Source organism: Kineosporia sp. NBRC 101731, from assembly GCF_030269305.1.
In the GTDB taxonomy this organism is placed as follows: domain Bacteria; phylum Actinomycetota; class Actinomycetes; order Actinomycetales; family Kineosporiaceae; genus Kineosporia.
Map to the genome: position 1 here is coordinate 393,032 of NZ_BSTC01000005.1, position 18,987 is coordinate 412,018.

The 18,987-nt window shown below is 68.7% G+C and carries 22 protein-coding genes; 17 read left to right on the forward strand and 5 right to left on the reverse strand.

The window, feature by feature from the left end:
* The first annotated feature begins 62 nt into the window (after window positions 1-62).
* The 12 genes from rpsP to QSK05_RS17290 all read left to right on the forward strand — a co-directional run bounded on the left by rpsP (window position 63) and on the right by QSK05_RS17290 (window position 8,654).
* Complete coding sequence (gene rpsP, locus QSK05_RS17235; protein ID WP_285598248.1) at window positions 63-560, forward strand: 30S ribosomal protein S16; 498 nt, start codon at window positions 63-65, stop codon at window positions 558-560.
* 1 nt (window position 561) lies between these two features.
* Complete coding sequence (locus tag QSK05_RS17240; RefSeq protein WP_231487423.1) at window positions 562-804, forward strand: RNA-binding protein; 243 nt, start codon at window positions 562-564, stop codon at window positions 802-804.
* 33 nt (window positions 805-837) lie between these two features.
* Window positions 838-1,380: a ribosome maturation factor RimM gene (gene rimM / locus QSK05_RS17245; protein ID WP_352301571.1), complete on the forward strand. Its 543-nt coding sequence runs from the start codon at window positions 838-840 to the stop codon at window positions 1,378-1,380.
* Window positions 1,381-2,172 (forward strand): tRNA (guanosine(37)-N1)-methyltransferase TrmD, encoded by a 792-nt coding sequence (trmD, locus tag QSK05_RS17250; protein ID WP_285598250.1) that lies wholly within the window; start codon window positions 1,381-1,383, stop codon window positions 2,170-2,172. It abuts the gene before it with no gap.
* A gap of 140 nt (window positions 2,173-2,312) precedes the next feature.
* On the forward strand, window positions 2,313-2,672 hold the full coding sequence (gene rplS / locus QSK05_RS17255; protein ID WP_285598251.1) for a 50S ribosomal protein L19: 360 nt from the start codon (window positions 2,313-2,315) through the stop codon (window positions 2,670-2,672).
* A 331-nt stretch (window positions 2,673-3,003) separates the two neighbouring features.
* Window positions 3,004-3,693: a signal peptidase I gene (lepB, locus tag QSK05_RS17260; RefSeq protein ID WP_285598252.1), complete on the forward strand. Its 690-nt coding sequence runs from the start codon at window positions 3,004-3,006 to the stop codon at window positions 3,691-3,693.
* A gap of 113 nt (window positions 3,694-3,806) precedes the next feature.
* A complete protein-coding gene (gene lepB, locus QSK05_RS17265) occupies window positions 3,807-4,487 on the forward strand; it encodes a signal peptidase I (protein ID WP_285598253.1) in 681 nt (226 codons plus the stop codon).
* An 8-nt stretch (window positions 4,488-4,495) separates the two neighbouring features.
* On the forward strand, window positions 4,496-5,395 hold the full coding sequence (gene lepB / locus QSK05_RS17270; protein WP_285598254.1) for a signal peptidase I: 900 nt from the start codon (window positions 4,496-4,498) through the stop codon (window positions 5,393-5,395).
* 121 nt (window positions 5,396-5,516) lie between these two features.
* The gene (gene rnhB / locus QSK05_RS17275; protein ID WP_285598255.1) at window positions 5,517-6,680 is read left to right on the forward strand and encodes a ribonuclease HII; all 1,164 of its coding nucleotides are present in this window, start codon (window positions 5,517-5,519) and stop codon (window positions 6,678-6,680) included.
* Window positions 6,677-7,270, forward strand: a complete 594-nt coding sequence (gene crcB / locus QSK05_RS17280) for a fluoride efflux transporter CrcB (RefSeq protein WP_285598257.1) — start codon at window positions 6,677-6,679, stop codon at window positions 7,268-7,270. The genes rnhB and crcB (QSK05_RS17280) overlap by 4 nt, the downstream gene beginning before the upstream one ends.
* A gap of 8 nt (window positions 7,271-7,278) precedes the next feature.
* Window positions 7,279-7,638 carry a fluoride efflux transporter CrcB gene (gene crcB, locus QSK05_RS17285; protein WP_502879779.1) on the forward strand — a complete coding sequence of 120 codons (360 nt, stop codon included), beginning with the start codon at window positions 7,279-7,281 and terminating at the stop codon, window positions 7,636-7,638.
* Between the two features lie 686 nt (window positions 7,639-8,324).
* Entirely contained in the window at window positions 8,325-8,654 is a 330-nt protein-coding gene (locus tag QSK05_RS17290) for a DUF2469 domain-containing protein (protein ID WP_231487432.1), read from the forward strand.
* A 60-nt stretch (window positions 8,655-8,714) separates the two neighbouring features.
* Here QSK05_RS17290 and QSK05_RS17295 read toward each other — a convergent pair whose 3' ends face one another.
* From QSK05_RS17295 to QSK05_RS17310, 4 genes are read right to left on the reverse strand one after another with little or no spacing between them, the layout of a single operon-like run.
* Complete coding sequence (locus tag QSK05_RS17295) at window positions 8,715-9,443, reverse strand: ABC transporter permease (RefSeq protein ID WP_285598259.1); 729 nt, start codon at window positions 9,441-9,443, stop codon at window positions 8,715-8,717.
* Window positions 9,440-10,405 carry an ABC transporter ATP-binding protein gene (locus QSK05_RS17300; RefSeq protein WP_285598260.1) on the reverse strand — a complete coding sequence of 322 codons (966 nt, stop codon included), beginning with the start codon at window positions 10,403-10,405 and terminating at the stop codon, window positions 9,440-9,442. The genes QSK05_RS17295 and QSK05_RS17300 overlap by 4 nt, the downstream gene beginning before the upstream one ends.
* Complete coding sequence (locus tag QSK05_RS17305) at window positions 10,402-11,283, reverse strand: ABC transporter permease (RefSeq protein WP_285598261.1); 882 nt, start codon at window positions 11,281-11,283, stop codon at window positions 10,402-10,404. Before QSK05_RS17305 ends, QSK05_RS17300 begins: the two co-directional genes overlap by 4 nt.
* Window positions 11,280-12,329 (reverse strand): ABC transporter ATP-binding protein, encoded by a 1,050-nt coding sequence (locus QSK05_RS17310; protein WP_285598262.1) that lies wholly within the window; start codon window positions 12,327-12,329, stop codon window positions 11,280-11,282. The genes QSK05_RS17305 and QSK05_RS17310 overlap by 4 nt, the downstream gene beginning before the upstream one ends.
* Before the next feature lie 231 nt (window positions 12,330-12,560).
* Between QSK05_RS17310 and QSK05_RS17315 the strand changes: the two genes are divergently transcribed.
* The 4 genes from QSK05_RS17315 to dprA all read left to right on the forward strand — a co-directional run bounded on the left by QSK05_RS17315 (window position 12,561) and on the right by dprA (window position 16,792).
* Window positions 12,561-13,202, forward strand: coding sequence for a zinc ribbon domain-containing protein (locus QSK05_RS17315; protein WP_285598263.1), 642 nt, complete (start codon window positions 12,561-12,563; stop codon window positions 13,200-13,202).
* A 112-nt stretch (window positions 13,203-13,314) separates the two neighbouring features.
* Window positions 13,315-13,674, forward strand: a complete 360-nt coding sequence (locus QSK05_RS17320) for a YraN family protein (protein WP_285598264.1) — start codon at window positions 13,315-13,317, stop codon at window positions 13,672-13,674.
* Window positions 13,674-15,311 (forward strand): YifB family Mg chelatase-like AAA ATPase, encoded by a 1,638-nt coding sequence (locus QSK05_RS17325; RefSeq protein WP_285598265.1) that lies wholly within the window; start codon window positions 13,674-13,676, stop codon window positions 15,309-15,311. Before QSK05_RS17320 ends, QSK05_RS17325 begins: the two co-directional genes overlap by 1 nt.
* 389 nt (window positions 15,312-15,700) lie before the next feature.
* A complete protein-coding gene (gene dprA / locus QSK05_RS17330) occupies window positions 15,701-16,792 on the forward strand; it encodes a DNA-processing protein DprA (RefSeq protein ID WP_285598266.1) in 1,092 nt (363 codons plus the stop codon).
* Between the two features lie 67 nt (window positions 16,793-16,859).
* Here dprA and hemC read toward each other — a convergent pair whose 3' ends face one another.
* A complete protein-coding gene (gene hemC / locus QSK05_RS17335) occupies window positions 16,860-17,819 on the reverse strand; it encodes a hydroxymethylbilane synthase (protein WP_285598267.1) in 960 nt (319 codons plus the stop codon).
* Window positions 17,820-17,968: 149 nt separating this feature from the next.
* On the opposite strand from hemC, the gene QSK05_RS17340 reads away from it, so the two are divergent.
* On the forward strand, window positions 17,969-18,934 hold the full coding sequence (locus QSK05_RS17340) for a tyrosine recombinase XerC (RefSeq protein ID WP_352301583.1): 966 nt from the start codon (window positions 17,969-17,971) through the stop codon (window positions 18,932-18,934).
* Window positions 18,935-18,987 lie beyond the last annotated feature (53 nt).

The following is an 18,987-nucleotide window of genomic DNA, read 5'->3' on the forward strand; positions in this document are numbered from 1 at the left end:
CCGGAAACCCCACTCCGGAGGAAAAGTGCGGCCGCATCCATGCATATGAGGAGTCCACTCCAGTGGCAGTCAAGATCCGTCTCAAGCGGATGGGCAAGATCCGCGCGCCGTACTACCGCATCGTTGTCGCCGACTCGCGCACCAAGCGTGACGGTCGCGCGATCGAGGAGATCGGTAAGTACCACCCGACCCACGACCCGTCGGTCATCGAGGTCGACAGCGAGCGCGCGCAGTACTGGCTCGGCGTCGGCGCGCAGCCGACCGAGCAGGTCCTGGTTCTCCTCAAGGTGACCGGTGACTGGCAGAAGCACAAGGGCCTGCCGGGCGCCGAGGGCACTCTGCGTGTCGCCGAGCCGAAGGTCGAAGACCGTTCGGGCTTCGCCGAGGCGAAGGGCCTGAACGAGAACGAGGCCAAGACCCTGCGCGCCAAGCGCAAGGACGACGACGCCAAGGCGAAGGCCGAGAAGGCTGAGAAGGCCGAAGCGAAGGCTGAAGCGAAGACCGAGGCCAAGGCCGAGGAGAAGCCGGCTGCGGCCGAGGCTCCGGCCGAGCAGGCCTGACGTGCTCACCGACGCGCTGGAGCACCTGGTTCGCGGCATCGTCGCCCATCCGGACGACGTGGTCGTGCGCAGTCGCTCGCTGCGGCGGGGTTCCCTGCTCGAGGTCCGGGTCCACCCCGAAGACCTCGGCCGGGTGATCGGTCGTTCCGGTCGTACGGCCACGGCGCTGCGCACCGTGGTCAAGGCCATCTCCAACGGTGAGCCGGTCCGTGTCGACGTCGTCGACGTCGACCGCGGCCGCTGACCCGACCCCACCTAGCAGGAGAACCAACTCACCGTGCGTCTCGTGGTTGCAAGAATTGGTCGTGCCCACGGTCTGCGCGGCGAGGTGAGCATCGAGGTCCGGACTGATGCTCCGGACCAGCGGTTCGTGACGGGAGTCGTCCTCCATGTGGAGGACGGCTCCCTTCGCCGTTCCCTGGCGGCGGCGAACATCGCCACCTCACTCACCCTCGGCCGCGTCCGTGACAACAACGGCACGCTGCTCCTGACTTTCGAAGAGATCACCGACCGCACCACGGCCGAGGCACTGCGCAACGCGGTGCTCGAGGTCGATCTGCCGGAGGCCTCCGACGAGCCCGACGCCTGGTACGACCACGAACTGGTCGGTCTGGGGGCGGTCGACCCGGCGGGGGAGAAGCTCGGCGAGATCGTTGCCGTGCAGCACCCCGGCGCCCAGGACCTCCTGGTCGTCCGCACCGTCAAGGGCGAGAACCGGCTCGTGCCGTTCGTCGGGGCGATCGTGCCCGAGGTGGATGTGCCCGGTGGCCGGATCGTCATCGACGCCCCGGCCGGCCTTCTGGAAGACATCGACGACTAAATGCGCATCGATGTTTTCTCGATCTTCCCGGACTACCTGACGCCGCTCGACCTCTCACTCATCGGCAAGGCCCGGCGCACCGGTCTGCTCGACCTGACCGTGCACGACCTGCGCGACTTCACCCACGACCGGCACCGCACCGTCGACGACGCCCCCGCCGGGGGTGGCGCCGGCATGGTGATGAAGCCGGAGCCGTGGGCGGAGGCGCTGGAGACCCTGGCTCGGGGCCAGGCCAGGCCGACGCTGCTCGTACCCAGTCCCTCCGGTCAGCCGTTCACCCAGGCGATGGCCCGCGAGCTCGCTCAGCAGGAGTGGCTGGCCTTTGCCTGCGGACGCTACGAGGGCATCGACGAGCGGGTCTACGAGCACGCCGCCACTCTGATGCCCGTCCAGCCCTTCAGCCTGGGCGACTACGTGCTCAACGGTGGCGAGGTCGCCGTGCTGGCCGTGGTCGAGGCGGTCGCCCGGCTGATCCCGGGGGTCATCGGCAATGCCGAGAGCCTGGTCGAGGAGAGCCACGAGGACGGCCTGCTGGAGTACCCGGTGTACACGAAACCGGCCGTCTGGCAGGACCGCGAGGTGCCACCCGTGCTGATGTCCGGTCACCATGCCCAGATCGAGCGCTGGCGCCGCGACGAACGACTCCGCCGGACCGCGCGCCGCCGACCCGACCTCATCGGCGTCCTCGATCCCGAGGACACCGACCGGCAGGACCGCGCCGTACTGCTGGACGAGGGCTGGGACCTCGTGGGTTCCCGATTTCGGCCCGTGACCGACCCTGTGGCAGACTGACCCTTCGTGCCGCCTGTCGGCTGCGCCCCTGCCACAGGGGGAGAGCGCGGACCCGACGTCAGAGCTGTGCACGACCGTGAACCGTAGAACCTTCTACCTTCGCTGGTGACCTGTGGCATCTGCGAGAGAGCGACTTTCTCATGCACGCACTTGACGGTCTCGACGCAGCATCGCTGCGCACCGACGTCCCCGCCTTCCGCGCCGGTGACACCCTGAAGGTTCACGTCCGGGTCATCGAAGGCACGCGCTCCCGTGTGCAGCTCTTCCAGGGCGTCGTGATCCGTCGCTCGGGTGGCGGCGTCCGCGAGACCTTCACGGTCCGTAAGGTCAGCTTCGGTGTCGGCGTCGAGCGCACCTTCCCGGTGCACTCCCCGGTCATCGAGAAGATCGAGGTCGCGATCCGCGGTGACGTGCGTCGCGCCAAGCTGTACTACCTGCGTTCGCTGCGCGGCAAGGCCGCGAAGATCAAGGAGAAGCGCGACGCGATCCCGGCGCGCTGATCAATCCTGATCAATCCTGATCAATCCTGATCAATCCTGATCAATCCTGATCAATCCTGTTCCATCGCATCCGGCCCTGGCTCCCGACGGGAGCCAGGGCCGGATCGCTTTGCCCCGTCCGGCACCCTCTGAGTTCGGCTGGCACAGCTTGGGATGAGAAGCTGTGAATCGCTGCCCGCCGTGGCCGGGCGCGTGGTTCGGTGCCCATCGCGCCGTCCGCGTGCGAGGATCGGCGCCAGCAGACACTGTGGTGCAGAAGTTCATTGGAATCACCCCGGCAGGGTCACTGTGACCGCCTCTGCCGCCGAGTCTGAAGAAGGGGTGGGATCGGGTGCTGACCGGCCGGACCGCGCCGACGTCGCCCCGCCCGGCGATGCCTGATCGTTCCCCGGCGAGCCCGCTACGGCGGGCCGCCGTCGTCCTGATCGCTGTCGCGGTGACGATCGCCCTGGTGCGGGCCCTCATCGTGCAGTCGTTCGTGGTGCCCACCGGCTCGATGGAGCCGACGGTGCAGATCGGCGACCGGGTGCTGGTCTCACGCCTCTCCTACACGTTCGGCGACATCCACCGGGGCGACGTGATCGTCTTCAACGGCTCCGGTGTGTTCGACGCGGAGGACGACGGCCCCGACACCCTGCTCGGCAGCGTCGGCCGCGGCCTCGCCTCCGTCTTCAGCATGCCCGTCGGATCTCACGACTACGTCAAGCGAGTGATAGGCCTGCCCGGTGACCACGTCGCGTGTTGTGACTCCCAAGGACGTCTGACGGTGAACGGCACGGCGATCGACGAGGCCTACGTGGCCGAGGGCAACGCCCCCAGCAAGGTGGCCTTCGACATCGAGGTGCCGCAGGGCCGGCTCTGGGTCATGGGTGACCACCGTTCCGAGTCCGCCGACTCACGCGCCCATCTCGGCTCTCCCGGAGGAGGCACCGTGCCCGTCGACCGGGTGATCGGGAAGGTCGCCGGCATTTACTGGCCGGTGTCACGTATCGGCGGTCTCGACGACGGGTCCGGCCGATGAGGGCCGACGGTGACCAGTACGCATCGGAGGAACCGGTGACCCCCTCAGACCCGTGGAACGCGTCCGGGTCGTCTGTCACACCGACCCCGCCGCAAGCTCCTGAGGACACCCAGGTGGACAAGCCCACGCCCGGCCCGGTGGCCGCCTTCTTCGGCCTGGTGCGTGAGCTCGCGCTGGTGCTCGTCATCGCGCTCGGTCTTTCCCTGCTGATCAAGACCTTTCTGGTGCAGGCGTTCTTCATCCCCTCCCCGTCGATGGAGAACACGCTGCTGACCGGCGACCGGGTGCTGGTGAGCAAGCTGACGCCCGGCCCGTTCGACCTGCACCGCGGCGACATCGTCGTCTTCCAGGACCCGGGCGGCTGGCTCGGTGACAGCACGGCGGCCCCCGCGGGCCGCGTCCACCAGGCCCTGAGCTTCGTCGGGCTGGTGCCCAGCAACTCGGACGACCACCTGATCAAGCGCGTCATCGGTCTGCCGGGCGACACCGTCGCCTGCTGCGACGACCAGGGGCGGGTGACCGTCAACGGTGTGCCGATCGACGAGCCGTACCTGTACCCGGGCGACCAGCCGAGCGAGAAGACGTTCTCCGTGACGGTTCCCGCCGGGCACGTCTGGGTGCTGGGCGACCATCGTTCGGTGTCCCAGGACTCCCGCTACCACCCCGACATCAACAACGGGATGGTGCCGGAAGACAACATCGTCGGCCGGGCCTTCGTGAACGTCTGGCCGCTGGACCGCTTCAGCTTGCTGCGTAACCCGTCCTCGACGTTCGCGAACGTCCCGGCTCCGTGACCTCAGGCGTGAGCTCGCATCGCGCCCCGGGGCGACCCGACCCGGACGAGGGCGAGGAGGCCTGGCGCCGCGCCCGCCGCACCCCGGCGAGCCGTCCGCGGGGGATGAGCCGCCGCGACGCTCTCGACGCCGAGCGGGTCCGCGCCGGAAAGCCCCCGCGCCCGAAGAAGTCGGGCCCGGGCAAGTTCCGGCCGCTGGCCCACCGGCCGAAGCCGGAAGACCCGCCGCTCACCCCGGTCCAGGCTGCCGGCTTCCTCGTCCGCGAGGTCTTCCTGGTGCTGCTCATCGCGCTGGGTCTGTCGCTGCTCATCAAGACCTACCTGATGCAGGCGTTCTTCATCCCGTCGTCGTCGATGGAGAACACCCTTCAGGTCGGTGACCGGGTGCTGGTCAGCAAGATGACGCCCGGCCCGTTCACCCTCAACCGCGGCGACATCGTGGTGTTCCAGGACCCGGGCGGCTGGCTTCCCGCGTCCGAGAAGGCCCCCGCGAGCAGCCCGACCGTGGAACGCGTGCACAGCGCGCTGATGTTCGTCGGCCTGATGCCCAGCGATGCCGACAACCACCTGATCAAGCGACTCATCGGCCTGCCCGGCGACAAGGTGGTCTGCTGCGACAAGCAGGGACGGGTCACGGTCAACGGCACGCCGATCGGCGAGCCGTACGTGAAGACCGGAAGTGCTCCCAGCGAGGACGAGTTCACGGTCACCGTTCCGGCGGACCACGTCTGGGTCATGGGCGACAACCGGGGCGACTCGGCCGACTCCCGGTACCACCGCGACAACGCCGACGGCACGGTGCCGATCGACAACGTGGTGGGCGTCGCGTTCGCCCGGGTGTGGCCGCTGAAACGGATGTCGCCGCTGACGAACCCGTCGGACGTGTTCGACGCCGTGGACTCGTCGTAGAACACACGTAACTTCTGCCCCTTCGCGCCAAGATCCCGCCCAAGTCAGGTAGCGTCGGGCAGTCCGAGTGATTCCGGACTTTCGATCTCTGCCGTCGATCCCTCCAGGTGGTGACTACACGATGACCCCGGCGTCCGCTCCCAGGCCGCCGACGAAGAAGGCCCTGGCCCAGCAGGCCGCCGCGCAGCGGGCGAAGGCCCGCAAGGCCGCGGCGAAGAAGGCCCTGCTGAAGAAGCTGTCGGCACAGCCGCCCACGCTGCGCGAGGAGCGCAAGCTGCTGCGCGAGGGTCATCGTTTCGTCGCGGGGATCGACGAGGTCGGTCGCGGTTCGCTGGCCGGGCCGGTCACCGTCGGGATCGTCGTGGTGGATCTGGAGACGCCCTCGGCGCCGACCGGCGTCCGCGATTCCAAGCTCCTAGCCCCCGCAGCCCGCGAGAAGCTCGTTCCGAAGCTGCGTCGCTGGGCTCCGATGAGTGCTGTCGGGCACGCCGGGGCGGACGAGATCGACGAGATCGGCATCATCGCCGGCCTACGTCTGGCGGCCGCGCGGGCGTTCGCCACGCTCGAGGTGAAGCCCGACTGCGCATTGCTGGACGGCTCGCACGACTGGCTGAGCGTGCCGGCCGAGGCGGTCGAGGAGGCCCCGCAGGGCACGGCATTGTTCGACTTCGAGGAGGACCCGGTCGCGGTCGGGCATCCCCTGACCTTCGTCGACGGGGTGCCGATTGCGTCTATCGTGCCCGCCCGGGTGGTCACGCAGGTGAAGGCCGACCTGCGGTGCGCGGCCGTGGCGGCCGCGAGTGTGCTGGCCAAGGTCGAGCGGGACGGCCTGATGGTCCAGTTCGCCGACGAGTACCCGGGCTACGGCTGGGAACTCAACAAGGGCTACTCGGCGCCCGATCACCTGGCCGCGCTCCGGCGTCTGGGTCCGAGCCGGTTGCACCGGCTCTCCTGGAACATCCCTGGTTCCGACGGCGTGTACGGCGAGACGCTCGATCTGGACGGGCTGGGGTCGCAAGAAGATGCGGCCGAGCTCGCGGATTCGATGGGGCCGGTTCCCGATGAGGTCACCGAGGACGTTGCGAACGGTTTGGTGGACGCTGAAGGTCTGGTGGACGCTGAAGGTCTGGTGGACGCTGAAGGTCTGGTGGACGCGGGAGCCGCGGGAGCCGCGGGAGCCGGTGGGTCGCCGGTGGCGGCCGGTGGCCGGCCGGTGGAGCTGGCACCTCCCCAGCACAGCCGGGCGGTGGGGTACGACCACGAAGAACTGACCCTCTTCCCATGACAGACGGTGCCCTCCGGCCGGAACAGACCCGTTCCGCCGGTCCGGAGACTCCTCGGAAGGCGGCCGGTGCCGGTCCCGCGACGCTCGGGGCGATCGCCCTGGGCGGGGTGGTCGGTGCCGAAGCCCGCTACGGTCTGACCCAGATGATCCCCGCTGTGCCCGGCTCCTTTCCGTGGGCGATCGTGGCCATCAACATTGCCGGTGGGCTGTTCATGGGCGTACTGATGGCGCTGCTCGCCCGCTTTCCCCGGGCGCATCCCCTGACCCGGCCGTTCATCGGGGTCGGCATTCTCGGGGGCTTCACCACCTTCTCCACCTACAGCACCGACACTTTTCACCTCATCGACGCCGGTCGTCCTCTGGTCGCCGGGGGATACGTGACGCTGACCCTGGCCGGAGCGCTGCTGGCCGTGGTCGGGGGCCAAGCCCTGGTGACAGCATTCGTCAGCGCGACCCCGGCCCTTGCGTCGCGGCTGTCGGGCTCTTCCACCTCGTCCAGCTCGTCGACCTTGTCTGGCCGGTCGGTCCCGTCAACTCCGTCAGCCCCGTCCGGCCTTCCAGGCGAAACTGAGCCGGAAGGGCTCCCGTGATCCCGCTGATGGTCGCTCTCGGTGCCGCGCTCGGGGCGCCGTGCCGGTACCTCCTTGATCGATGGGTGCAAGCCCGGCACTCCAGCGGACTGCCCCTGGGAACGCTGCTCATCAACCTGTCCGGATCGTCCGTGCTCGGGCTGCTCATGGGTCTGGCCGCGGGCGGGGCGATCAGCAGCGAGGTGCTGGCCGCGGCCGGGACGGGCTGGTGCGGGGCGTTCACCACCTACAGCACGTTCAGTTTCGAGACCGTGCAACTGGCCCGGCAGAAGCGGCTCGGGGTGGCTACGGGGTACGTCCTCGTGTCGATCGTGGCCGGACTGATGCTGGCCTGGGGCGGTGTGGAGCTGGGGCTGGCACTGGGCTGAGCCGTTGCTGCTTGACCAGAGCCGCCCGGACCCAGCCCGCCTCATGCGTTGCCGCTCAAGGGCTCGGAACCTTGATCGGGGAATTTCCGTGCGCTCAGTGCGCACGGAAATTCCCCAGTCATGGATGCGGGCTCCGGTGGGAACCGGTCGAGGCTCGTGGACACTGCGCCGGCGCTGGTTGGTGGGGCGCTGGTTCGTGCGGCGCTGGTTCGTGAAGCCCCGTTCGTGCTGCCCCGGTCTGCGCGGGCCCGGGTTTGCTGTTCCCAGGTTCGCTGCGACCCGAATGATTGACCCGGTCCGCAGCGCTCCCGTGAGAAGCCCGCCGGTGCCCACCCGCGTCCTCTGCTCCGGTCACACCAGCCCCTTGAGGCTCGATTTTTCGCGGGGATGGGTGAGTGGCCGGGGTGTTGTCGCAGGCCGGGACGGGGCGATTCGGTGGAGGCCGGGGCGTCTGCGGCGAAGAGCCGCGCGGCATGAGTCACCGGACGCTGCGTTCTGCGCCATCATGGGACGAAAGCGGGGCCGTGAGCGCGCTGATGCGGGCAGATGGTAATCATGTCCTGGCAGTGCGTGACGGTCCCGACCAGCGGCACACAGGAGCAAGCGGCAGGTATGAACGAGCGACGGCAGGCCTGGCGAACCCGGACGGTCCTCACCCCGCCGACCGGAACCGGAGGGGAGGCCAGATGAGCGCCGAAGACCTGGAGAACTACGAGACCGAGATGGAGCTACAGCTCTATCGCGAGTATCGCGACGTGGTCGGTCTCTTCAGTTACGTGGTCGAGACCGAACGCCGTTTCTATCTGGCTAACCAGGTGGATCTGCAGGTGCGGTCCGCGGACGGCGAGGTCTACTTCGAGGTCTCGATGAGTGATGCCTGGGTGTGGGACGTCTATCGTCCGGCCCGGTTCGTGAAGGCGGTCAAGGTGGTCACGTTCAAGGACGTGAACGTCGAGGAACTCACTCCGAACGACCTGCAGCTGCCGAAGAACGGTGGCTTCGGCAACGCGAGTTGAACACAGAACAGCGAACTGCCCGCACCCTCGTGGTGGTGGGCAGTTCGCTGTTTGGGTGCTCTACTCCTCGCCGCCGATGCGGATGCTGCGCAGACGGAATCCGGTGTAGGCCAGCCCGCCGAAACTCACCACGAACAGCAGCACCAGGCCGGTGGTCAGCCCCACGGCCGAGTCCACCCCGAGGCCTGGTGCGGCGTCACCGAGCATCTTCTCGGTGACAGCCAGGGCCCACTGCTGGATGCTGAGAGTCTGGGCGCCGGGTACGTACCCGCCGATCGCGGCCTCCCAGACCAGCGCGTAGAGCAGGCCGATCACGACCGCGTTGCGGGTGATCACGGCCAGCAGCAGGAAGACGGTGATGTACGCGACGCCGGCCAGCAGCGCCCCGGTGGCGAAACCGGTGGCGACACCGTCCTGGTTGCCCGCCAGGATGAAACCCGAGACCAGGGTGGGCAGAACGCCGAACAGTACGATCACGCCGATGGCAACGATCCATTTGCTGACCGCGATCACGTACCGGTTCAGCGGTTTCGCCAGCAGGTAGACGATCGATCCGTCATCGATCTCCGGCCCGATTGCGCCGGTGCCGGCGATCAGGCAGAGCAGCGGGATCAGGAAGCCGAGTGAGAACGAACCCAGCAGATCGGTGGCGCTGCCGCTGGACTCGCCGCTGACCAGCCGCACCAGCACGGCAAGGGCGATCAGTACGACGGGGAGGATGAACAGCAGGAGGGCGCGACGGCGCCCGACCAAACTGTGCCAGGTGAGCCCGGCGACGGTGGCGTTCATCGGTTCACCAAGTAGGAGAAGACCTTTTCCAGCGACTCGTCGGCCGGTGTGACCTCGTACAGGCGGATCCCTCGTTCCCGGGCGAAGACCGGCAGGCGGTGCGCGAACCGGTTGAAGTCGGTGGCCTGCACGTTGAGCACGGGCGACCCGGTCTTGCGTCCCAGTTCCACCCCGGAGGTGGAACCGTCGGCGATCAGGGCCGCCGCCAGGGCGCGGTCGTCGCTGGATCGGATCGTGTACTGGTGCGGGCGCTCGGTCATCAGACGGCGGATCTCGCGGAAGTCACCGGACGCCGCATGCCGTCCGGCAACCATCACTTCGATCCCCGCCGCGATCTGCTCGACCTCCTCGAGGATGTGCGAGCTGAACAGCACCACCCGGCCGCTGCGGCCGAGTTCGGTCATGAGGTCCATCAACTGCAGACGCTGGCGCGGGTCCATACCGTTGAAGGGCTCGTCCAGCAGGAGTACGTCCGGGTCGTGCACCAGGGCGGTCGCCATCTTGATGCGCTGCTTCATGCCCTTGGAGTAGGTGCCTACGTCGCGCGAGGCGGCCGCTTGCATGTCGACGGTCTCGATGGCCCGCTGGGCCGCGGCCCGGGGGTCGGGCAGCCGGTGCAGTTTCGCGTTGGCCAGCACGAAGTTCCAGCCGGAGACGCCGTCGTACATCGCCTCCCGCTCGGGCACCAGGCCGATGCGGCGGTAGATGCTCTCGTTGTGCCAGGTCGGCTCGCCACCCACGGTGACGGTGCCCGACGACGGCGGCAGGAAACCGCTCATCAGGTGGATCAGGGTGGACTTGCCGGCGCCGTTGGGGCCCAGCAGCCCGGTGACCCCGGGCCGGATCGTCATCGAGACGTCGTTCACTGCGACGACGTTCCCGAACCAGCGGCTGACCTGCTCGAGCTTCATCTCGACCGGGGCCGCTTCGGTGCGGGGTGCGTAGGGGAGTGTTGCGGTCATGACGCCGACACCTTTCGGTAGCGGGCGAGGAGGAGGGCGTAGCAGCCGGCGATCACGGCGAGCATGGCGGCGGTGAACACCAGGCCGCCCGTCGTGCCGGGAGGGGGCTGCGGGTAGGAGACGTCGGCGTCGACCAGCCAGTGCAGTACGCCCTGGACCAGGGAGACCGGGTTCAGCAGGGCGAAGTACCCGGCCAGGTCGGGATGGCCGTTGATGTCAGCGAGGGACGCCAGTGCGCTGCTGACCAGTCCCAGGAGCAGCAGCACGGTGATCACCGCGGCGACCCCGAAGCCCCGGCGCGGGGTGATCGAGGCGATCAGCAGGCCGATCCCGGCCAGCACCAACGACAGGAGCAACGCTCCGAGAAGCCCTGCGGCCCAGTCTTTCGCGTTCGGCCAGAACGACATCTTGGCCAGCAGGGCGCCGAGGAACAGAACGGTCTGCGGCACCGCGATGAGGATGAAGAGCGCCGTGCTCATCGCGCCGTACTTGGCCGCCACATAGTCATTGCGGGACAGCGGCCGCGACAGGTACAGCGGCATCACCCGGAACCGGAGGTCACGCGACACCGTGGCCGGTGCCTGGGCCGCGAGGAAGATCGCGATCGCCGACTCCAGGGCGAACATGTAGCCCACGTAGTCGATCGGCAGCTTCTTCATGTTCGTCACGCCCGCCACCACCGCGATGATGATCGCCGGGGCGACCAGTACCACCAGCAGCAGGAACGGCATGATCTTCGACTTGGCCGAGCGGCCGAGACCGTAACAGCCCCGCAGGCTCTCGACGTACAGCGACCGGATCAGGTAACCCCGGCCGAGCCTGGGCCCGTCGTAGTGCCGGAACCCGATGTCGTGGATGACACCGCCGTTGCTGCTCATCGCTGCCTCCCCTCGTCCGGTTGCTGTTCGTGGTGCGGCGTGCTCTGCGGTCCCTGGCCGGCGGCCGCGGCCCAACGTTGCTGCAACGCTGCGGCTGCTGCCTGCGCGGTGCCGTTCGAGGCGTCCTGGCCGTCCTGTCCGTTCGGGTCGAGAGTGGGGTCGGCGCGGAAGATCTCGGCCATCCGGTGACGGCGACGCTCCAGCCGGTGCAGACCCACGCCGAGCTGCACCACAGTGTCGAGCACGATGTCGTAGGTGGTGTCGTCGATCAGTTCCACCTCGATCTGCCGTCCGGCGGGGTGCACCGAGAGGCCCGCGGCGTGCAGGGCGCGGCCCAGGTCGTCGGCCCGCTCGTTCACCTCGATCGCCAGGATGCGGCTGGCGGAGGTGACGTCCGCGGTAGAGGTGGAGCGCAGCAGCCGGCCGCCGTCCACCACCACGATGTGGTCGCACACCTGCTCGAGTTCGCCCAGCAAGTGGGACGTGACGAGCATCGGGATGCCGAACTCGGTGCCGATCCGGCGCAGCAGTGCGAGCATCTGGTCGCGCCCGGCCGGGTCGAGTCCGTTGGTCGGTTCGTCGAGCAGCAGCATGCCCGGGTCGTGAACCAGGGCCTGGGCCAGCTTGACCCGCTGTTTCATGCCGGTCGAGTAGCCACCCATGGAGCGGTACCGCTCCTCGTAGAGACCGACGTGACGCAATGTGTCCGCGGTGCGTTCACGGGCCGCAGTGAGTGGGAGACCGGACATGCGCGCCATGTGCAGCACGAACTCGGTGGCCGACATGTCGGCCGGAAGGCAGTCGTGCTCGGGCATGTAGCCCACACGTTGCCGGATGGTGGGGCCGTCGGTGGCAACGTCAAGATCCAGTACCCGGGCACTGCCCGTGGTGGCGGGTAGCAACCCGAGCAGGATCTTGATCATCGTGGACTTGCCGGCGCCGTTGGCGCCGACCAGACCGACGACACCTGGCTCGATGGCGAAGGTCAGCCCGTCGAGCGCGGTGACAGCGCCGTAGCGTTTGGTGAGGTTCTCGACCGAGATCATCATGACCCGGCCGACTCTAGTGGTGCCCCCCGACAGATCACGTCCGGTTCAACGCCCCGTTCGACGGATTCGTCCCCTTATCTTTCGGTCAGGGTCCCACGGATGCGGGGGTGCACCCCTGCCGGACGTGGCATCGGCACCAAACGCCGGGACGGCGGCGATTGCGCCAACGGTGGGAAACCTGTCCGGAAAGCTGTCTTCACCGGCCCCTGGGCATTTAGCATGACCGTCGTGTCCCAGCACTATGCGTTCACCGACAACGTGCGTGACCTCTCGAACAACGACGGTTTCCAGTTCGAGTTCTATTGCGAGCGCTGCGGCAACGGTCACCGGTCCCCGTTCGTGCGGGACAAGGTGGAGATGGCGCAGAACGTCCTGCGCACCGTCGGCAACTTCCTCGGCGGTAATGCCGGCCGGATCGGCAACCTGGCCAACTACTGGGACCGCGGAACCAATTCCGCGGCCAAGGACAAGGCGATGAGCGAGGCGGTCGAGACCGTCCGCCACGAGTTCCGCCAGTGCCGGGGCTGCAGCGACTGGGTGTGTCACGAGGTCTGCTGGAACGAGCAGGTCGGCCAGTGCGCGCGGTGCTCGCCGTTCGTGCACGAGGAGCTGTCCCGGGCCCAGTCGCAGGCCCAGGTGCAGCAGATGTACGACCAGGCCCGGTCGGTCGACTGGAACAAGGATCTCAACGTCTCCGAGCGCAGCGTCGTGACCTGCCCGCACTGCGCCGCGAAGGTGGACGGCGGCAAGTTCTGCTCCAGCTGCGGCCGGAAGTTCCAGCAGCAGCAGGCCTGCCCGGGCTGTGAGTCAACGAAGAACGTGCCGGGTGCGGCCTTCTGCTCGGAGTGCGGTTCCTCTATGCATCGCTGAGGTCCGGTTTTCCACCGGCCGGGTTTTCCACAGGTCGGCAAGACCCGGGGTTTGTCCACAGGCGGCATTTCGCGGCTGACGGGGAACCGCTTCACAGCGCAAGCTTTCGGCCATGCAGATGGCGAAGGCCGAACTCGGCCGGTACGGGGAGGATCTGGCGGCCGCTCACCTGAGGGCAACGGGCTGCCGGATCCTGGCACGCAACTGGCGGTGCCGGGTCGGGGAGATCGACCTGGTGGCGCTGGAGGGTCAGTGCCTGGTGGTGTGCGAGGTGAAGACTCGGCAGTCCCTCCGGGCGGGTGACCCGTTCGAGGCTGTCACGGCCGTGAAGGTGGGCCGTCTGCGTCGCCTGACCGGCTTCTGGCTGGCATCGCAGAACCAGTTCTTCCGCGACGTGCGCGTCGACGTGGTCGGCATCGTCCGCCCGGTCCGCGGCACCACGCGCCTGGTGCACCTGAAGGGGGTGCTCTGATGGCGCTGGGCCGGGCGTTGTCCGTCGCCATCGTCGGCATGGCCGGGCACGTGATCGACGTGGAGGCCGACATTGCTCTCGGACTACCGGCTTTCACTCTGGTCGGACTTCCCGACGCCTCGCTCACCGAGTCCCGTGACCGGGTGCGAGCCGCCTGCTTCAATTCCGGGCACCCCCTGCCGCAGCGCCGCATCACGGTGAACCTGTCCCCGGCGGCACTCCCCAAGGCCGGAAGTGGGTTCGACCTGGCCATCGCCGTGGCCCTGCTCACCGCCCAGACAGTGCTGGACGCATCGGTGGTGCAGAACCACGTCCACATCGGCGAACTCGGGCTGAACGGCCGGGTCCGCCCGGTGCGGGGGGTGCTGCCTGCGACGCTTGCGGCGGTACGCAGCGGGCATCCCGACGTGGTCGTGCCTGCGGCCAACGCCGCCGAGGCCCGGCTGGTGCCCGGTGCCCGGGTACACGCGATGAGTACCCTCGCCGATCTGATTCACCTGCACGGTGGCACCGCCGGAGGTTCGCCGGCATCCGTGCAGCAGCTTCCGCTGCTGCACGCTTCGTCGCGCAGCGTCCTGCTCGCCGAATCCGACGATGACACGGCGAACCCAGGCGACGTGCTGGTGCGGCCGCGTGATCTGGCGCCGCTGCGGGGTCCGGTCCGGTCCGGCCCGCAGCCCGACCTGTCGGACGTGATCGGTCAGAACGAGGCCCGCCAGGCGCTGGAACTTGCTGCTGCCGGAGGGCATCACCTCCTGCTGATGGGGCCGCCCGGCACCGGGAAGACGTTGCTCGCCTCCCGGTTGCCGGGGCTCCTGCCTGATCTGGACGACGACGAGGCGGTGGAGGTGACGGCGGTGCACTCGGTGGCAGGCACCCTCGATCCGCAGACCGGCCTGATCCGCCGGCCCCCGTTCCAGAACCCGCACCACACCTGCACCGTCGTCTCTATGGTCGGCGGTGGCAGCGGGCTCCCTCACCCGGGGGCCGCCTCACTGGCGCACCGGGGCATCCTGTTCCTCGACGAGGCCGGTGAGTTTCACAGTCAGGTGCTGGACTCGCTGCGGCAGCCTCTCGAGCACGGTGACCTGGTGATCCACCGGGCCAACGGCATGGCCCGGTTCCCGGCGCGATTCCTGCTGGTGCTGGCCAGCAATCCGTGCCCGTGCGGCTTCGCCGTGGGTAAGGGGCTGGATTGCGTGTGCGCCCCGGTGGCGCGGCGGCGGTACCTGTCCAGGCTCTCAGGGCCGTTGCTCGACCGGGTGGACCTACAGGTCGACGTGCTGCCGGTCTCGAGGGCCGACATGGCTGCGGGAGATCGGGCAGAGAGCTCCGCGACCGTGAGACGCCGGGTTCTGGCGGCCAGGATGATCGCCCGTGACCGGCTGGCCGACACCCCGTGGACCTGCAACGGTGAGATCTCCGGCAGCTACCTGCGGGGGCCGCTGAGACTCTCCCCGAAGGTCACCCAGGACGTCGACCGGGCCCTGGATCATGGCCGACTCTCGATCCGTGGCCACGACAGGGTATTGAGGGTTTCTTGGACCGTGGCCGACCTGGCGGGTCGCTCCGAACCCGACCGCGACGACGTGTCCCGCGCGCTGATGTTGCGTCGGCGTGGGCAGGTGTCGGTGTGAGCGGGGGAGAGGGGTTCCGGGAGAGCCCGGAAGGCGCCGGGGCTGGTCGTTCCGAGGGAGCGTGGACGGTCCGGAACCGGCCACCCGGCATCGATCTGGGAGATGTTCCGCTGAACCGAAGTGTCCCACCCACAACAGACATCGGTGGGACGGACGGGATCGAGCTGGACGACCTCCGGGTGAGGTCAGAGAACACAGCGGAGACGGGGGACGTCGTGGTCGGTGGGACGGAACGCGACGGGAAGGTCGGGGTCGGGGCCATCGGTCGTGACGGGGCTGGTGGTGACAGGTTTGATGGTGACGGTTTCGGTGGAGCGAGTGTCGGCCACGGGGGCGTTGGTCAGTGGAGTGCCGGCGACGGTGCTGATCACGAGGAGCGTCTGGCCCGGGTGGCCTGGAGCAGGCTGGCCGAGCCGGGTGACATCCGGGCCGGTGCGTGGGTGGCCCGGCGGGGCGCGGTGGCCGCGCTGGCCGAGGTGCGGGCCGGTCGCGGCGAGAAGCGTTATGCCAAGCGTCTTGTCGCCCTCGATCCCGCGCGTGACCTGCACAACCTCCAGAGGCTCGGCGGTCGGTTGCTGATCCCGTCCGACCCGGAATGGCCCGACGGGCTGAACCGGCTGGAGACCGGGATGCCCTTCTGCCTGTACGTTCGCGGACCGATGCGCCTGGACGAGGCCTGCGTCGTCTCGGTCTCGATCGTCGGTGCGCGTGCGGCCACCAGCTACGGCGAACACGTGGCCACCGACCTGGGCACGGGCTGCGCCGACCGGGGTGTCACGGTCGTGTCCGGTGCCGCGCTGGGTATCGACGCAGCCGCGCACCGAGGTGCGCTCGCCGTGGGCGGTCCTACCCTCGCGGTGCTGGCCGGCGGTCTCGACCGGGCCTACCCGCCGACGAACGAGTTGCTGATCGGTGAGATCGGCAGGTTCGGAGCGTTGGTCAGCGAGGTCCCGCCGGGGCAGGTGCCGACGAAGTGGCGCTTCATCTTCCGCAACCGCATCATCGCGGCCCTCGGCCGGGCCACCTGCGTGGTCGAGGCCGGTAACCGCTCGGGCACGATGGGGACCGCCAACTGGGCCGACCGGCTGAGCATCCCGGTCGGGGCGGTGCCGGGCCCGATCACGTCACCCTCGTCGTACGGCGCCCACCGGTTGCTCCGTAACGGCGCGGTCTGTGTCACCTCGGCCGATGAACTCTGCGAACTGGTCGGCCCGATCGGGGCTTTCATGGCCGAGGATGAGATCGTCCCGGCTGCGGAGTACGACGGGCTCGAGCCACGTGACCTGCACGTGCTCGATGCCTTGCCGGTGCGCAAGGGAGTGCTGGTGTCGGTGCTGTGCACGAGGGCCGGGGCCCAGGAGAGATCCGTGACCGCGTCATTGGCCCGGCTGGAACTGCGCGGTCTGGCCGAGCGAGAAGGGGACGGTTGGCGCCGAGCCCCTGCCCGATTGCGCCGGGAGACAAGGGGATCCGGTCGATGACGTCCCGTCTGTCAGTCCACAGCCGTCAGCGGTTCCTGGCCTTCGATCCCGGTTGTCGGCTCGTTCGTCAGTGCTGGTCCGCGGACTCGTCGATCAGCTCCCTGGCACCCTGTCGCAGCAGGGTGATGGCGACCGAGGTGCCGAGCAGCACCGGGTCCGAGGCGCTGCCGGTCTCCTCGGCCTCCAGGGAGGTCTTGCCGTCCAGGGAGAAGACCATGGCGCGCAGGGTGAGACGACCGTCGGGCAGGGACGACGCGAACCCGGCGATCGGGCTGTTGCAGTGACCCTGCAGCACGTGCAGCAGCATCCGCTCGGCCGTGGTCTGCTGCCAGGTGTCGGGACTGCCCAGACGATCGACGAGGTCGATGGTGTCCGCGTCGTTCTCCCGGCACTGCAGACCGAGTACACCGGCACCGATCGGCGGGCACATCGTCCCGACATCGAGGATCTGGGTCGCGCGGACCGTCTCGCCGATGCGCTCCAGGCCGGAGTAGGCGAGCAGGAGGGCATCGGCGTGCCCGGCCTCCAGCTTGGCCAGCCGGCTGTTGGCGTTGCCGCGGATCGGCACGGTGGTCAGGTGCGGGTAGTGGCGGGACAACTGGGCGATGCGCCGGACGGCGGAGGTGCCGATGCGGGAGCCCGGGGGCAGCTGGTCGAGGGAAAGGCCGCCGGGGTGGATGAGGGCGTCCCGAACGTCGTCGCGTTCCAGGTAAGAGGCGAACGTGGTGCCGGCCGGTACCGGCCGGTCGCCGGGGACGTCTTTCATGCAGTGCACGGCCAGGTCGACCTCGCCGGACAGGAGCAGCTGGTCGACTTCCTTGGTGAAGGCGCCCTTACCGCCGAGTTCGGACAGGGCGCCAGGCCAGCGGTCGCCGCTGGTGGTGACCGGGACGACCTCCACCACCAACCCGGGCACGATTGCGGTGAGTTCCGTGCGCACGCGCTCGACCTGCGCCAGCGCCATCGGGGAGGACCGGGTACCGATCCGGAGGAGACGTTTTCCCGGTGCGTCGGGAGGTCGATTCATCCCCCGGAGACTAGTCCTGCTCATGACACCTGCACGGCACACCGCCCCCTGTGCTTGAGCCGTCCGCCCGAAAGGGGGACGGTGGGCAGATGCCCGACCAGCCCTCTGACCGATCGACCGAGCCCGCGGGCGTCCACCATTCCCCGAACGTGAGGAACGCACACGACGAGGTCCTGGTCGAGGAGTTCGCCCGTCACCTGGCGGTTGAACGCAACCTTTCCGAGCACACCGTGCGGGCCTACTCGGCCGACGCCACCGAGCTCCTGCGACACGCCCGGGGCTCGGTCGGCGCGGACCGGGCCCTCGATGATCTGTTCACGCTCGCCGTGCTGCGCTCCTGGCTGGCGTCGATGTCCTCGGCGGGTCAGGCCCGGTCCACCCTGGCGCGGCGGGCGGCGAGTGCTCGGGCGCTGAGCCGCTGGCTGTACCGCGGTGGCCGGCTCGGCACCGATCCAGGAGCCCGGTTGCAGGCCCCGAAGCGAGGGCAGCGGCTGCCCGGTGTCCTCCGCCAGGACCAGGCCCGCGGTGCTCTGGCCGAGGCCGCCGGAGCGGTCGAGAACGGTCTGACGGAAACTGGTTCTGAAACACTCAAGGTCCCGCCCGGCGACCCGATGCTCGTCCGCGATCTTGCTCTCCTGGAGTTGCTCTACGCGACGGGCGTCCGAGTGGGTGAACTTTGCTCGCTCGACGTCGACGACATCGACCGGGAACGCCGCACGATCCGGGTCCTGGGCAAGGGCGGCAAGGAACGCGTCGTTCCGTTCGGAGTACCGGCGGCCACTGCCCTGAATTCCTGGCTGGATCGCGCGAGACCGGCCCTGACCAGCGAAAATAGCGGTGCGGCGGCGTTTTTGGGAAAACGGGGAGGTCGGGTCAACCAGCGCCAAGTCCGACAGGTGGTGCATCAGGCACTCGAACGGGTGAAAGACGCTCCCTCGCTTGGCCCGCACGGGTTACGTCACAGCGCTGCGACTCATCTTCTCGACGGCGGCGCGGACCTTCGTAGCGTACAGGAACTGCTCGGTCACGCTACGCTCACGACTACGCAGCTCTACACCCACGTTTCCGTGGACCGGCTGCGCGCGAGCTACCGTCAGGCCCACCCCAGGGCCTGAGCACAACCAAGCAGCCTGACCGGATGACTAGGCGCTGAGCAGGGAGGGACCCG

Coding starts and splice junctions, on each gene's coding strand:
- QSK05_RS17320 (WP_285598264.1), top strand. CDS start 13,315: ATGCAGATGGCGAAGGCCGAACTCGGCCGGTACGGGGAGGATCTGGCG.
- crcB (WP_285598257.1), top strand. CDS start 6,677: ATGACAGACGGTGCCCTCCGGCCGGAACAGACCCGTTCCGCCGGTCCG.
- QSK05_RS17300 (WP_285598260.1), bottom strand. CDS start 10,405: ATGACCGCAACACTCCCCTACGCACCCCGCACCGAAGCGGCCCCGGTC.
- QSK05_RS17295 (WP_285598259.1), bottom strand. CDS start 9,443: ATGAACGCCACCGTCGCCGGGCTCACCTGGCACAGTTTGGTCGGGCGC.
- trmD (WP_285598250.1), top strand. CDS start 1,381: ATGCGCATCGATGTTTTCTCGATCTTCCCGGACTACCTGACGCCGCTC.
- QSK05_RS17310 (WP_285598262.1), bottom strand. CDS start 12,329: ATGATCTCGGTCGAGAACCTCACCAAACGCTACGGCGCTGTCACCGCG.
- QSK05_RS17325 (WP_285598265.1), top strand. CDS start 13,674: ATGGCGCTGGGCCGGGCGTTGTCCGTCGCCATCGTCGGCATGGCCGGG.
- crcB (WP_502879779.1), top strand. CDS start 7,279: ATGGTCGCTCTCGGTGCCGCGCTCGGGGCGCCGTGCCGGTACCTCCTT.
- rplS (WP_285598251.1), top strand. CDS start 2,313: ATGCACGCACTTGACGGTCTCGACGCAGCATCGCTGCGCACCGACGTC.
- rnhB (WP_285598255.1), top strand. CDS start 5,517: ATGACCCCGGCGTCCGCTCCCAGGCCGCCGACGAAGAAGGCCCTGGCC.
- hemC (WP_285598267.1), bottom strand. CDS start 17,819: ATGAATCGACCTCCCGACGCACCGGGAAAACGTCTCCTCCGGATCGGT.
- QSK05_RS17305 (WP_285598261.1), bottom strand. CDS start 11,283: ATGAGCAGCAACGGCGGTGTCATCCACGACATCGGGTTCCGGCACTAC.
- QSK05_RS17290 (WP_231487432.1), top strand. CDS start 8,325: ATGAGCGCCGAAGACCTGGAGAACTACGAGACCGAGATGGAGCTACAG.